The following is a 13,916-nucleotide window of genomic DNA, read 5'->3' on the forward strand; positions in this document are numbered from 1 at the left end:
AGGATCCGCCCGCATGAAGGTCCGCATAAAGGATAGACAATGACCGCTGTGAATTTAGACCAACACCCCGACGTGACGGCCTTTTTTGACGCGCAGTCCAATACCATCAGCTATCTCGTCAAGGACCCGGCAAGCACCGCCTGCGCCGTTGTCGATGCGGTCATGCAATTTGACTACGCCTCTGGCCGTCTGAGCTATGACAGCGCGGATGAGATCATCGCGGCGATCAAAGCGCAGGGGCTGACGCTTGAGTGGATCATCGAAAGCCACGTGCATGCAGATCACCTGTCGGGCGCACCCTATATTCAACAAAAACTCGGCGGTAAGATCGGCATCGGTGAGCACATCACCGAAGTGCAGGACACCTTTGGCAAAGTGTTCAATGAGGGCACTGAGTTTGAACGTGATGGCTCGCAATTCGACAAGCTGTTTAAAGATGGCGACCGGTATCGCGTGGGGGAGATGACGTGTTTTGCCCTCCACACGCCGGGGCATACGCCAGCCTGCATGGTGCATGTGATGGGCAATGCGGCCTTTACGGGCGATACGCTGTTCATGCCGGACGGTGGTTCGGCGCGCGCGGACTTTCCCGGCGGGGATGCGGGCCAGCTCTATGATTCCATCCAGCGCGTGCTGAGCCTGCCGGATGATTTACGCCTGTTTGTGTGTCACGACTATGGGCCCGGCGGCCGCGCGATTTCATGGGAAACGACCGTGGGGGAACAAAAAGCCGGCAATATCCATATCGGCGGCGGCACCTCGCGCGATGAATTCGTGAAAATGCGTGAAGCGCGCGATGCGCAGCTCTCCATGCCCTCGCTGATCATTCCGTCGCTGCAGGTGAATATCAGGGCGGGTGAAGTGCCGCGGGATGCAAACGGTAACATGACGCTGAAAATACCGGTCAACAAACTTTGACAGGGCACCGGACCTAGACTTTTAGACCATTTCATTTGAAGGAAAGATATGCTCATCTACGCGTCAACAGTGGCGTGGATGAAGGAAAAGACCCATGGATCTCAAAGATGAAATCGTGATCAATGCACCGAGACAGGTGGTCTATGACGCGCTTAATGACGCTGAAATCCTGAAGGAGTGCATCCCGGGCTGCGAGGAATTACACAAACATTCCGACACCGAGCTTGAGGCCAAGGTCGTGCTGAAAATCGGCCCGGTGAAGGCAAAATTCAAAGGGAATGTGACCCTTTCACCGGATGCACCACCTGAGCACTTTTCACTCAAAGGCGAGGGCAATGGCGGGGCCGCAGGTTTTGCCAAAGGGGGGGCCGATGTCACCCTTGAAGAGCACGAAGAAGGCACGCTGCTGCGCTATGACGCACATGCAGACATTGGCGGAAAGCTCGCACAGCTTGGCAGTCGACTGGTTCAGGGGACCGCCAAGAAACTGGCAGGAAAATTCTTTGCCAACTTGGCCGAGCATGTCGGCGAAAAATCATAAACCTTTGATCCGTATGTGTTAACTTTGCGATGAACCCACATGCTGATCCCAGTAACGCAATTTAAAGGCGACAAAGCCTCGGGTTTTCTATTTCAAACGTTGGATAATGCGTGCATTATCACGAGCGTGTGACCACAAATCACGATATAAAGGAGAAGCCTTTTGCGATTTACGAAACAGCTTACCATCAAAGCACTTGCCGTCGCTGCTGTGACGCTCGCGTCAAGCGCTGCAATGGCACAAGATGAAAAGCCGAACATTCTGGTCATCTGGGGTGACGACGTAGGGCAATCAAACATTAGCGCCTATACGATGGGTCTGATGGGCTACCGCACGCCAAACATCGACCGGATCGCTGATGAAGGTATGATTTTCACCGACTATTATGGTGAGCAATCCTGTACGGCGGGGCGTTCTTCTTACATCATGGGCCAATCTGTGTTCCGGACGGGGCTGTCAAAAGTCGGTCTGCCCGGTGCAGAGCTTGGCATGCAGGAAGAAGACCCGACAATCGCGGGCCTGCTCAAGGCGCAAGGCTATGCAACAGGTCAGTTTGGCAAGAATCACCTTGGTGATCGCGACGAGCATCTGCCAACCAACCACGGTTTTGATGAGTTCTTTGGTAACCTTTACCACCTGAACGCAGAAGAAGAGCCAGAGAACATCGACTATCCGGGTGATGCAGTCATGCCCGATGGCCGGACGTTCCGTGAAACATTTGGCCCGCGCGGTGTGATCAAATCCTCTGCCGATGGCGAGATTGAAGACACCGGACCGCTGACCAAAAAGCGGATGGAAACCGTAGATGACGAAACGGTCGCAGCCGCGATTGATTTCATCAAACGCAAAGAAGCCGAAGGCACCCCTTGGTTCCTTTGGTGGTCCGGGACGCGCATGCACTTCCGCACACATGTCAGCGATGAGCGTCAGCAGGCGGCCAACGAGTTGGTTGGCAAACCCGTTGATGAATATACTGCGGGTATGATCGAACACGACATGCATATTGGCCAGTTCCTTGACGTACTGGACGAGCTTGGAATCGCAGATAAAACCATCGTGCATTATTCAACGGATAATGGCCCGCATATGAACACATGGCCGGATGCGGCGATGACACCCTTCTTTGGTGAGAAAAACACCAATTGGGAAGGGGGATGGCGTGTGCCCTCCATGGTGCGCTGGCCCGGTCTGATTGAGCCGGGATCGGTGTCGAACTCCATCATGCACCATATGGACTGGTTGCCGACCTATCTGGCAGCCGCCGGACGCCCGACGGTCAAGGAAGAGCTGCTTGACGGCATCACCGTGGCCGAAGTGGGCGGTGGTCGCGAATATCGCGTGCATCTGGATGGCTACAACTTCCTGCCGTATTTCTCGGGTGAGGTGGATACAGGACCCCGTCAGGAGATTTTCTATTTCTCCGATGATGGCGACCTGACGGCATTGCGCTTTAACGACTGGAAGTTGATCTTCCTTGAGCAGAAAGCCTACACAACTCTGCGTGCATGGGCCGAACCATGGACCGAATTGCGTCTGCCGCTGATCTTCAATTTGCGGCGCGATCCCTATGAGCGCAGCTACCGCACGTCGAATACATATTGGGACTGGTTGATCGACCGCGCCTATATGTTGGTGCCGGCGCAGGCCTATGTGGGTCAGTTCCTTGAGACCTTCCAGGAATACCCGCCACGCCAGAAAGCGGCGAGCTTCAGCCTCGAACAGGTCATGGAAAAGCTGACCGCATCACCGGGTAATCCGTAAGAAACCGGATGTTTGCAGAAATCAGGTCGCGCAGGAAACTGCGCGGCCTTTCTTCACCTTGAAATCACCAATCACGAGGTAACCGCTATGCGTGGACTTCTGTTTTCAGCCGCGATTTGTCTGGCCACATCGCCTGCCCTGTCCGACCCTTTGCCGTCATGGGGATCGACCGAAAACAAATCGACTATCATCTCATTTGTGGATTCCGTAACGGACCCAACGTCGCCGGACTATGTCACCCCTGCCGACCGGATTGCGGTATTCGACAACGACGGCACGCTCTGGGGCGAACAGCCGGTCTATTTTCAGCTTATCTATGCGCTTGATCGGCTGAAGACCAAGGCCGAAGCAGACCCGTCGATTCTAACGTCGGACATCCTGAGGGCAGCTGCCGAGGGCGATCTGGAAACCGTCGCTGCAGGCGGTGTCGAAGGTTTGCTGGAAATACTCGCGGTCAGCCATTCGGGCATGTCGGTCGAGGCGTTTCAGGACGATGTCCGCGCTTGGTTGGACGAGGCGCGCCATCCGACAACCGACATGCGCTATGATGCGATGATCTACCAGCCGATGCTGGAATTGCTAAGCTACTTGCGTGACGAAGGGTTCCAGACGTGGATCGTTTCCGGTGGCGGCGTGCATTTCATCCGTGCCTTTGCCGAAAGTGCCTATAACATCCCGCCCGAGCAGGTAATCGGCAGTGCGGGGCCAACGGAATATGTCGATGGCCAGGTGATGAAACTGCCCGGCATTGATTTTGTTGATGACAAAGAGGGCAAGCCCGTGGGCATCGACAGCCGCATCGGCAAACGCCCCATCATCGCGGGAGGCAATTCTGACGGCGATTTCGCGATGCTGGAATATACCACGGCAGGCGACGGGCCGCGTCTGGGGATACTCGTGCATCACACAGATGCAGAACGGGAATTCGCCTATGACCGCGAGGGTCATATCGGCGTGTTGAACCGGGGGTTGGATGAAGGTCCGGACCGGGGTTGGGTCATTGTCGATATGGCCAGAGACTGGGAACAGGTCTGGCCAGAATGAGCGCGCGCAGTGATATCGACGCGCTGATTGAGCGGATGGGCGAGGCCATCATCGGTCAGCGCGATGTGATCGAGCGGTTGGTCATCGGCTTGTTGGCCAACGGCAACCTGCTGGTCGAAGGGCTGCCGGGGCTGGCAAAGACGCGCGCAATCAAGGCGCTGGCCAAGAACCTGCAGTGCGATTTCAGCCGCATTCAGTTCACGCCGGATTTGCTGCCATCTGACGTCACGGGCACCGAAGTCTACTATCAGAAAGAGGGCGGGTCAGAGTTCAAATTCGAACCGGGGCCGATCTTTGCCAACATCGTGCTGGCGGATGAGATCAACCGCGCACCTGCCAAGGTGCAGGCGGCCCTGCTTGAGGCCATGGAAGAACGACAGGTGACGGTTGCCGGCACCACCCACCCGATGGAGCCGCTGTTCATGGTGATGGCCACCCAGAACCCGGTCGAGCAAGAAGGCACCTATCCGCTGCCCGAAGCGCAGATGGACCGTTTTTTGATGCATGTGAACATCACCTACCCCCCCGTCGAGGACGAAGTTCTGGTGATCCGTCTGGTCCGCGGCGAAGAGGCGGCGGCCTCAGCAACGCCTGACGACAAGGTCAAGGCCGAGAAACCCGCGCCGATCTCGCAATCGAGCGTGTTTGAGGCGCGCCGCGAGATTGTCGCCATTCATGTCTCTGACGCGATGGAGCGGTACATGGCCGATCTGGTGAATGCCACGCGCATTCCGGAAGCCTTTGGCGATGACCTCAAACGATGGATAGAAATCGGGGCGAGCCCGCGAGCATCTCTGGCGCTGGATAAATGCGCGCGCACTCATGCTTGGCTCAAAGGTCGTGATTATGTCGATCCGCAGGACGTTCGGGCGATTGCACCTGATGTGTTTCGCCACCGCCTCGGCCTGACCTATGAGGCGCAGGGCGAAGGGGTCTCCCCCGATCAGGTCGTCGCGGAGATACTGGCGCAGGTGGCCTTGGCCTGAGGGGGTATGCATGAGGGATATTCCGGCACGCATTCGCACCAATACCCTGCCCGACCCTGCTCCCGTTCCGGCGGGCTTGGATACGCGCATTCATGTGACACTGCCCCATCTGCGCGGGCTGGAAGGCCCTGCGCGCGGGCTACATTTCCTGCCCCGACAACCTGCGCGGTCGGTCTTGAACGGGCGGCACACATCGCGCTTGCGGGGCCGGGGCCTCAACTTTGAAGAGCTGCGCGATTACATGCCTGCGGATGACGTGCGTTCCATCGACTGGAAGGTCACGGCGCGCACCGGCAAACCCTATGTGCGCGTCTTCACCGAGGAACGCGACCGCCCCACCCTGATCGTCGTTGATCAGCGCATGTCGATGTTCTTTGGCTCCGTGTTGAACATGAAATCAGTGACCGCCGCCGAATGTGCAGCCCTTGCCGCCTTTGCCATTCTGGAACAGGGCGACCGCGTGGGCGGTATCGTCTTTGGTGACGACCTGCGGGCAGAGATCAAACCTGCGCGCAGCCGTGCCGCATTGAACAGGTTTCTAAGTGCCATTGCCTCGGCCAATCAATTGTTACGACCCGAGGCTCCGACCGTGCCACCGCAATCGATCAATCAGGTGCTGGGCGCGGTTGCCCGGATCGCGCCGCGCAACCATCTTATCATCGTACTCAGCGATTTTGACGTGATCGACGACCAGACCCGCAAACTGGTTAGCGGTCTGTCGCGCCACAATGACCTGATCCTTGGGTTGGTGACGGACCCGTTTGCCGACGACCTGCCGCCGGATGCAAAACTTGTGATCACCGATGGGGTTTTGCAGGCGGCGGTGGATATGTCGGACTCCCAAGTGCATCGGGACTTGTCTGAATTTGCCAAACGCCGGATTGCTGAAATCGTTGACTGGCAACGGCAATTCGGCATTTCCGTTTTGCCGCTGACCTCGGCGGAGGACAGCTTGGTCCAGATGCGCCGTCTCATGGGACTTGGTCGGCGATGAGTGAAGAGACCCCATCCACCGACGCACCGACCAGCCTTGTCGACCTGATCAATAAACTGGTCGAACCGGTCGAACCAGCGCCCATTTCCATGGTCCCGCAAACCGGCGGATGGGTGGTGCTGGCGGTGGTGTTGATCTTGGTCGCACTTTATGTCGTCCTTCGCACCCGCGCCCATTTGCAACGCAACGCCTACCGCAAGGCAGCCTTGTCCGCGCTTGAGCAGGCAGGCGATGACGCGGCCGCAATCGCGACCATTCTGCGCAGCACGGCATTGGCCGCCTTTCCACGTGCGCAGGTCGCCAGCCTGAGCGGCCCCGAATGGCTGGCGTTTCTGGATCGTTCTGCGGGTATGGATGACTTCAGGAACGGCGCAGGGCAGGTCTTGGCCACCGCCCCCTACGCATCGCCTGCGCGCGCCGATCCCGCACTGCGGGAGGCTGCGAAGAACTGGGTGCGACGACACCAACGGCAGGTTTCGGCATGATCTCATTCGTCTTCCCATGGGCGTTTCTGGCCTTGCCACTGCCGTGGCTCATCTGGCGGTTCGTGCCCGCGCATAAGGAAACCGTCCCTGCCATCCGCTTCCCGTTTTTCCGGCAAGTGATCTCTGAGGCGCAGCTGACCCCGGCAAAGGGCGCGGTGATCATGCGTCGCAGTTGGCTTCAGGTCATCGCCGCCAGCCTGATCTGGATCCTGCTGGTGATCGCCATCTCGCAGCCCGAACGATTGGGCGCACCGATTGAGACCTCTAAATCCGCACGGGACCTGATCTTGGCGATTGACATATCCGGTTCGATGGACACGCGCGATTTCACCGACGCAAGCAACGAAAACGTGCAACGGCTGGCCGGGGTGCGCGATGTGGTGCGGGCTTTTGTCGAGGGGCGCGAGGGTGATCGCATGGCGCTGATCGTTTTCGGCAGCAAGGCCTATCTGCAAAGCCCGCTGACCGAAGACACCGGCACCATCGTAGAATTGCTGGACCAGACCGAGGTGGGCATGGCCGGGCCGCACACCGCCATCGGGGATGCCATTGGCCTGTCGATCCGCACGTTCGAGGCCAGCGAAATTGAACAGCGTCTACTGATCCTCCTGTCGGATGGTGCGGATACAGCCAGCCGGATGAGCCCGCTGAATGCCGCTGAAATCGCGCGCGGTGCCGGGGTGGAGATTTTCACGATTGCCGTCGGTGATCCCGATGCGACCGGGGAAAACCGCGTGGATGTGGCCGCCTTGCAAGATATCGCAAACCGCACTGCGGGGTCCTATTTCTTTGCTGCGGATCAGGCGGCGCTGGACGAAATCTATGCGCGGATTGATGAACTGGCCCCGCGCCTGACCGAGACACAATCATTCCGTCCGCGCCAGACGCTGCACCACATTCCCCTGATCCTTGCCATGTTCATCGGGATCGGAACAGTCGCGCAGTTGCAACTCGCGTCACATCGAAAGATGCGGGCATAATGGGCGACTTCCTTTTCATAACACTGGCCGAAATGCTGCGGGCGTTTCATTTCATCCGACCCTTTTTCCTGCTGGCCCTTCCGGTGGTTCTGGGGCTGTGGTGGATGGTGCGCAGGGGAGCCGTTCGCAAGGATCAAGACACGGACGGCATCAGCCCGCACCTGAAGAAAGCGCTGACAGTGGGCGAGGCGCAGGGCCGTCGTTTTACGCCCATCGATGGTGTTGCCGCGGCCATGATCCTCACCGTTCTGGCATCGGCGGGGCCCACGTGGTCGCGCATGCCTGATCCGTTTGTGTCCCCGACAGCGCCCGTGGTCATCGTGCTGAAAAACGCCGCCAGCATGGAACAGACGGATGTGGCCCCGTCGCGGCTTGAACTGGCAAAATTCAAAATTCGTGATCTGCTTGAGATGCGGGCGGGGGCGCGCACGGCATTGATTGCATATGCGGGTTCGGCGCATCGCGTCGTCCCCTTGACCGAAGACGCGCAGATCATGGTGCCGTATCTCGAAGGGCTGACGCCTGATGTGATGCCGCAGGAAGGCAATAATGCGCAGGATGCACTGGCATTGGCGATGGAAATCCTTGCGACTGAGGACGCGCCGGGCGGTATTCTCTTTCTTCTGGATGACCTTGATCCGCAAGACGTGAGTGCCATTACACAAGCGGGTGCAAATGCGGTTGTGCTGCATCAGATCCTGCCCAGCGGCACAAACAGCCGTGGCCTTGATATGGTGGACGGCGCCCCGGTGATCCCGGTCACCGTCGATGATGCAGACCTGCGCCAGATTGATCGCACGCTGAACGCGGCCTACCGCGCGGCCGTACTCGAAACCAGCACCCAGCCCTGGCATGATCGCGGATGGATCTTTGCCATTCCGGCGGCTTTGCTCTGTCTGATCTGGTTCCGCCGGGGGTGGACAATGAAATGGGCCGTTGTTGTGCTCGTCACGATGACCGGGGTACTTCAGCCGCAACGCGCCGCCGCCGAGGGTGTCGCGGACTGGTTTCTGACCCCGGATCAACAGGGCCAGCGCGCATATAACAGGAACGAATTCAAACGCGCTGCAGAGCTTTTTCAGGACCCGATGTGGCAGGGATATGCCATGATGCGCGATGGGCAATACGACAAGGCCGTTGAAGTTCTCGCCCGCATTGAAACAGCAGAAGCCGCGTTTGCGCAGGGTTTGGCGCACATCCGAAACCGCCAGTACCGCGATGGGGTACGTGCCTTTGAAACCGTGCTTGAACGCGATCCGGACTATCCGGGTGCGGCAGAAAATCTCGCGACAGCACAGGAAATTGTCGACTACATTGAGACTGTGCAAGAGCAATCAGATACAGGCGAAGAGGCAGGCATTGGCGCGGATGATACCGTGTTCGATAACGAATCCGAGCGGGGCGCCGAGACGCAGATTGAGGCTTCGGACCCGGATGAATTGGGAATGCTCTCGGCTGAACAGTGGATGAACACGGTTGATACGCGCACCGGAGATTTCCTGCGCCAGCGGTTTCTGATCGAGCAAAACAGGAGCATCGAATGACGCGGCTTCGCTCTTTGCTCTTCAGCCTTGTTTTAGGGTTCTGCGCTGGGACGGCTTTGGCACAGGATCCTCTGGTTGAAGTTGATTTTGAAGAGAACACGACCATCCCGGGCCAACCGCTGTCCTTGCGTGTGACGGTCCTTGTGCCCACGTGGTTGCCCAAACCAGTAGTGTTTCCTTCGCTCGAGGCACCCAACATCCTTGTGCAATTGTCGGAAGGGTCGACCAGCCCGGTCAGCCGCACGATTGAGGGTGAGACATGGTCCGGTGTCTCCCGGCGCTACCACGTGACGCCCATGGTGCCCGGTCGGGTGCAAATCCCGGCTCAAGAGTTGAGCGTGACATGGGCCGAGCCAGGTAAGACAGACCCGTTGCAACAGAGCTTCACCCTTGAGCCCATCGTGATCGAGGGGCGCGTGCCAGAGGGGGCGGAAGACCTGTCCCCCTTTATCGCGGCACAGAACCTGACGCTGACGCAGGAGGTGAGTGAGGCAGAGATGCCGCTTAAGGCGGGCGAGAGTGTTACCATTACGCTGAGCGCCGAGATCGAGGGGACCTCGGCGATGTTTCTGCCGACCCTTCTGCCAGTGATTGACCTCAAGGGCGTCGCTGTTTACCCGGCAGAACCGATCATTCAGGATAAAGAAGAGCGCGGAAAACTGAGCGGTACGCGCACGGAAAGCGTCACGCTTGTTGCGCAAAGCAGTGGCGGCGGGACGTTTCCAACGATTGAGCTGGCTTGGTTCAACCTCGGGTCAAAGGACATCGAAACAGCCAGCACAGATGGGTTTGAGGTAACGGTCGATGCGCCCCCTGCGCTGGTTCAAAATGCTGATCCGCGTGTTCTGGTTCTTTTTGCTGTGGCGGGATTGATAACTGTTGCCCTGTGTTTTGCGATCTTTCGTCGTATATCCCCAAAGCTGCGCGCGGTTCTGGAGGCTCGACGGGTGCGCACAGAGGCGTCGGAACCCTCGGCCTTTGCCAAAGTACTTCACGCGGCGAAGGCCCACGATTATGATGAGCTACTGCGTCATCTTGATGTCTGGGCGTCGCGGTCTCACGCCGATCCGCGCGCACAGGTGGCCTTGCAGTCCGCTCTTTGCGCATTGGGTGCGGCGCGGTATGGTCCAACGCAGACCTCACAGAGTGATGCCTGGAAAACGCTCAGCGCTGTCTTGCCGCAAGTGCGGGCCAAAGTTCTCAAGGCTGATCAAAGAAACCACAATCTGCCCCCACTGAACCCCACAGAGTCTCAGAGCCAAAGACTGGCCTAACCTGAAAGTTACCTGTTTCATGTTGCGATTTACGCTCAGTGTTTTGATATTGGCGGTGCTTTCTACAGGGGCCAGCGCGCAAGCGGTGCCGGATCAGACACCCGCCTATGTCGGATCGATGGAATGTCGCGATTGCCATACCGACGCGGCAAAGGCCTGGGAGGGATCGCATCATGCCAAGGCATGGACGGCACCCACGGCTGACAACATCCTGGCCGATTTCAACGATACCGAATTCCGTCATGACGGGACCCTGACCCGGTTCCGTGTCGAGGATGGCAGGCACCACATCACAGTGACGGAAAAAGACGGCGTGACCACCGATTATACCGTTCATTCCGTCGCGGGGATCGAACCCTTGCAGCAATATCTGTTGGAAACAGAGCCGGGCCGCATCCAGAGTTTCGATGTGGTCTGGGACACGGTCAAACAGGAATGGTTTCACCTTTACCCCGATCAGGACCTGCCGCCGGATGACGGGTTACACTGGACCGGGCCCTACAAAAACTGGAATGCGCGCTGTGCAGAGTGCCACGCGACCGGCTTTGAAAAGAACTATTCGCCGGTGACGCGCAGCTATTCATCAATCCCGGTCGAGATCGGTGTGGGATGCGAGGCATGTCACGGACCCGGCAGTGCCCACATCGAGTGGGCCGCAGGCAAGAGCCTCGAAGAACCTCTGACCGGGCTAAGCGAGTATCGCCTGACCATTGATTACAATGCGGGAACGGAAACCGTCTTGCAGCAATGCGCCAGTTGCCATTCCCGTCGCGAGGCGCATTTCGATGGTAACCCCGTGCCCGGCATCCCGTTCGATGATGCCTATGCCCTCGCGCTGCTGCGCCCCGGAGCCTACCACGCAGATGGCCAAATTCTGGATGAGGTCTATGTCTACGGCTCTTTTCTGCAATCCAAGATGTATCAACAGGGTGTAAGCTGCTCAAACTGTCACGAGGCGCATTCGGCTGAACTCAAGGCGGAAGGGAACGGCGTCTGCACGCAGTGCCATTCGCCAGCGGGAAACCCTAGTTTCACGACGCTTGATCCCAAGAATTACGATGATCCCTCCCATCACTTTCACGAGGTGGGAACCGAAGGCGCACAGTGTAAAAGCTGCCACATGATCGAGCGTGTTTACATGGGTGTGGACGGGCGGCGCGATCACAGTTTCCGCATACCGCGTCCGGATATATCGCTTGAGACCGACAGCCCGAATGCCTGCACAGATTGTCACAGTGATCAGTCCTCCGCCTGGGCGGCGGCCGCGATCGAGGAATGGTATCCCGACAGTGAAAATCGCGGTTTGCACTACGGGCAGGTGCTGGCCGCAGGGCGCGCCAATGCGGTTGCGGCGCGTGGTCCCCTGACCAATCTGGCTGGTGACGCCACGCAGCCGGGCATCGCGCGCGCCACGGCACTCTGGTTGCTGGAACAATCGGGCGACGAAACTCTTGGGGCGGAACTTTCCCCCATGCTGAATGATCCGGACCCGCTTGTCCGCGCCGCAGCGGCCAGCGCCCATGGGCTTTTGCCACCCACCGAACGCGCCGCTCAGCTGGCACCTGCGCTGGATGATCCACGCCGGATGGTTCGGATCGAAGCGGGAAAAACGCTGCTGGATGTACCGCGATCTGCCCTGACGCCAAGCGCGTCTGAGAAGCTCGGCGCGGCGTTGCGGGGATGGCAGGCAGGCCTGCTGAACCGCGCGGATTTCCCGGAGACGCATATCATTCTGGCAGGCACCGCGTTGACGATGCGTAATTTCGAAGGTGCCGAAAGGGCCTTTCGCGAGGTCGTCCTCATGGACCCGCAACGCGAAGAGGCTTGGGTGATGCTCGTGCGGATCGCTGATGCTGTGCGCGGCCCGCAAGCCGCCGCACAAGTGTTGGATGAAGCGTTACAAGCTGTGCCGGGCAGTGACACGCTGAATGGCATGCGATCGGAGTCGCTCTTGCCACCACAATAGAGGCCGACCTTACATAAAAGTGGTGACATACGCCCCAAAATGGCAACACTTCGGTGAGAGCGCGAAACCCGCGTGTCTGACAAACTGGCTTGACAGGCGCGCGCCTATTCGCCTCTATGACCTAAGTAACCGAATGGTGCATTTTGGGAGGACATCATGAAGAAAATGATAAAAGGCGCTTTGATCGCCAGCACATGCCTTATGGGTGCGGCACAGATCGCGCAGGCAGAAGATGTAGAAGTTCTGCATTGGTGGACGTCGGGTGGTGAAGCCTCCGCCCTGAATGTCCTCAAGCAAGACCTTGAAGGACAGGGGATCGGCTGGACCGACATGCCCGTTGCGGGCGGCGGCGGCGAACAGGCGATGACCGTTTTGCGCGCACGGGTTACCGCAGGAAACGCCCCCACGGCGGTGCAGATGCTGGGTTTCGATATTCTGGACTGGGCCGATCAGGGTGCATTGGCGGATCTGAACGCCACTGCTGCTGAACAGGGCTGGGATGACGTGGTGCCGGACGCATTGAAAGCCTTTGCCAAAGTCGACGGCAAATGGGTTTCGGCCCCGGTCAATGTGCATTCGACCAACTGGGTCTGGGCCAATAAATCCGTGCTGGATGCCAATGGTATCGCCGTGCCGGAAACATGGGATGATTTCGTCGCGGCTGTGAACACGCTGAGCGCTGCAGGCATCACACCGATCGCGCATGGCGGACAAGCCTGGCAGGACGCGACCGTATTTGACGCGGTGGCCATGTCCACGGGCGGACCCGAATTCTACAAAGCCGCCTTTGTCGATCTTGATCCCGACACGTTGAACAGCGACACGATGGTCGAAACCTTCAACCGGATGGCTTTTATCCGCGACAATGTGGATGATAACTTCTCGGGCCGTGACTGGAACCTTGCCACCGCCATGGTCATGAATGGCGAAGCTGGTTTCCAGATGATGGGCGACTGGGCCAAGGGCGAATTCCTGAATGCGGGTAAAGTGCCGGGCGAGGATTTCCTCTGCTTCCGCTTCCCCGGCACACAGGATCAGGTCACCTTCAACGCGGATCAGTTCGCGATGTTTGATCAGGGGGGCGAAGTCTCTGCTGAACAGGCTGCCTTGGCCAGCGCGATCCTGTCGCCGTCCTTTCAGGTGGCGTTCAACAAGGTCAAAGGCTCCGTGCCTGCGCGGACCGACGTCGATGGCAGCGATCTGGATGCCTGTGGTCAACAGGGGATGAAAGACCTTGCAGCCGCCGCGTCCAGCGGCAATCTGTTCGGCTCCATGGCGCATGGCCATGCCGCACCAGCATCTGTGAAAAACGCGGTATACGATGTGGTCACCGCGCACTTCAATGGCGAATATGATGCGGCCACCGCTGCAGAAGAACTCGCCACCGCTGTAGAAATCGCTCAGTAATACGAAATGGCCTGAT

The 13,916-nt window shown here is 58.6% G+C and carries 12 protein-coding genes; all 12 read left to right on the forward strand.

Annotation, left to right across the window (positions count from 1 at the left end):
* The first annotated feature begins 39 nt into the window (after positions 1-39).
* The 12 genes from K5Q35_RS06085 to K5Q35_RS06140 all read left to right on the forward strand — a co-directional run bounded on the left by K5Q35_RS06085 (position 40) and on the right by K5Q35_RS06140 (position 13,900).
* On the forward strand, positions 40-918 hold the full coding sequence (locus K5Q35_RS06085) for an MBL fold metallo-hydrolase (protein WP_220798876.1): 879 nt from the start codon (positions 40-42) through the stop codon (positions 916-918).
* 94 nt (positions 919-1,012) lie between these two features.
* On the forward strand, positions 1,013-1,459 hold the full coding sequence (locus K5Q35_RS06090; protein WP_013963851.1) for a carbon monoxide dehydrogenase subunit G: 447 nt from the start codon (positions 1,013-1,015) through the stop codon (positions 1,457-1,459).
* Positions 1,460-1,693: 234 nt separating this feature from the next.
* On the forward strand, positions 1,694-3,220 hold the full coding sequence (locus tag K5Q35_RS06095) for an arylsulfatase (RefSeq protein ID WP_245538188.1): 1,527 nt from the start codon (positions 1,694-1,696) through the stop codon (positions 3,218-3,220).
* A gap of 87 nt (positions 3,221-3,307) precedes the next feature.
* Positions 3,308-4,264, forward strand: coding sequence for an HAD family phosphatase (locus K5Q35_RS06100; protein ID WP_220798877.1), 957 nt, complete (start codon positions 3,308-3,310; stop codon positions 4,262-4,264).
* Positions 4,261-5,250, forward strand: coding sequence for a MoxR family ATPase (locus K5Q35_RS06105; protein WP_013963854.1), 990 nt, complete (start codon positions 4,261-4,263; stop codon positions 5,248-5,250). Before K5Q35_RS06100 ends, K5Q35_RS06105 begins: the two co-directional genes overlap by 4 nt.
* A 10-nt stretch (positions 5,251-5,260) precedes the next feature.
* On the forward strand, positions 5,261-6,244 hold the full coding sequence (locus tag K5Q35_RS06110) for a DUF58 domain-containing protein (RefSeq protein WP_220798878.1): 984 nt from the start codon (positions 5,261-5,263) through the stop codon (positions 6,242-6,244).
* Positions 6,241-6,729 (forward strand): DUF4381 domain-containing protein, encoded by a 489-nt coding sequence (locus tag K5Q35_RS06115; RefSeq protein ID WP_220798879.1) that lies wholly within the window; start codon positions 6,241-6,243, stop codon positions 6,727-6,729. The genes K5Q35_RS06110 and K5Q35_RS06115 overlap by 4 nt, the downstream gene beginning before the upstream one ends.
* Positions 6,726-7,709, forward strand: a complete 984-nt coding sequence (locus tag K5Q35_RS06120; RefSeq protein ID WP_220798880.1) for a VWA domain-containing protein — start codon at positions 6,726-6,728, stop codon at positions 7,707-7,709. Before K5Q35_RS06115 ends, K5Q35_RS06120 begins: the two co-directional genes overlap by 4 nt.
* Positions 7,709-9,253, forward strand: a complete 1,545-nt coding sequence (locus tag K5Q35_RS06125; RefSeq protein WP_220798881.1) for a VWA domain-containing protein — start codon at positions 7,709-7,711, stop codon at positions 9,251-9,253. The genes K5Q35_RS06120 and K5Q35_RS06125 overlap by 1 nt, the downstream gene beginning before the upstream one ends.
* Complete coding sequence (locus tag K5Q35_RS06130; protein WP_220798882.1) at positions 9,250-10,527, forward strand: hypothetical protein; 1,278 nt, start codon at positions 9,250-9,252, stop codon at positions 10,525-10,527. Before K5Q35_RS06125 ends, K5Q35_RS06130 begins: the two co-directional genes overlap by 4 nt.
* 19 nt (positions 10,528-10,546) lie before the next feature.
* On the forward strand, positions 10,547-12,493 hold the full coding sequence (locus K5Q35_RS06135; protein WP_220798883.1) for a multiheme c-type cytochrome: 1,947 nt from the start codon (positions 10,547-10,549) through the stop codon (positions 12,491-12,493).
* A 156-nt stretch (positions 12,494-12,649) separates the two neighbouring features.
* Positions 12,650-13,900, forward strand: coding sequence for an ABC transporter substrate-binding protein (locus K5Q35_RS06140; protein ID WP_013963861.1), 1,251 nt, complete (start codon positions 12,650-12,652; stop codon positions 13,898-13,900).
* The last annotated feature ends 16 nt before the right edge of the window (positions 13,901-13,916 follow it).

This window comes from Roseobacter sp. OBYS 0001, assembly GCF_019654895.1.
Taxonomy (GTDB): Bacteria; Pseudomonadota; Alphaproteobacteria; order Rhodobacterales; family Rhodobacteraceae; genus Roseobacter; species Roseobacter litoralis.

Bases quoted from the DNA above. Each gene is read 5' to 3' on its own strand.
- K5Q35_RS06100 (WP_220798877.1), top strand. From the start codon at position 3,308: ATGCGTGGACTTCTGTTTTCAGCCGCGATTTGTCTGGCCACATCGCCT.
- K5Q35_RS06135 (WP_220798883.1), top strand. From the start codon at position 10,547: ATGTTGCGATTTACGCTCAGTGTTTTGATATTGGCGGTGCTTTCTACA.
- K5Q35_RS06095 (WP_245538188.1), top strand. From the start codon at position 1,694: ATGGCACAAGATGAAAAGCCGAACATTCTGGTCATCTGGGGTGACGAC.
- K5Q35_RS06125 (WP_220798881.1), top strand. From the start codon at position 7,709: ATGGGCGACTTCCTTTTCATAACACTGGCCGAAATGCTGCGGGCGTTT.
- K5Q35_RS06090 (WP_013963851.1), top strand. From the start codon at position 1,013: ATGGATCTCAAAGATGAAATCGTGATCAATGCACCGAGACAGGTGGTC.
- K5Q35_RS06105 (WP_013963854.1), top strand. From the start codon at position 4,261: ATGAGCGCGCGCAGTGATATCGACGCGCTGATTGAGCGGATGGGCGAG.
- K5Q35_RS06115 (WP_220798879.1), top strand. From the start codon at position 6,241: ATGAGTGAAGAGACCCCATCCACCGACGCACCGACCAGCCTTGTCGAC.
- K5Q35_RS06120 (WP_220798880.1), top strand. From the start codon at position 6,726: ATGATCTCATTCGTCTTCCCATGGGCGTTTCTGGCCTTGCCACTGCCG.
- K5Q35_RS06140 (WP_013963861.1), top strand. From the start codon at position 12,650: ATGAAGAAAATGATAAAAGGCGCTTTGATCGCCAGCACATGCCTTATG.
- K5Q35_RS06130 (WP_220798882.1), top strand. From the start codon at position 9,250: ATGACGCGGCTTCGCTCTTTGCTCTTCAGCCTTGTTTTAGGGTTCTGC.
- K5Q35_RS06085 (WP_220798876.1), top strand. From the start codon at position 40: ATGACCGCTGTGAATTTAGACCAACACCCCGACGTGACGGCCTTTTTT.
- K5Q35_RS06110 (WP_220798878.1), top strand. From the start codon at position 5,261: ATGAGGGATATTCCGGCACGCATTCGCACCAATACCCTGCCCGACCCT.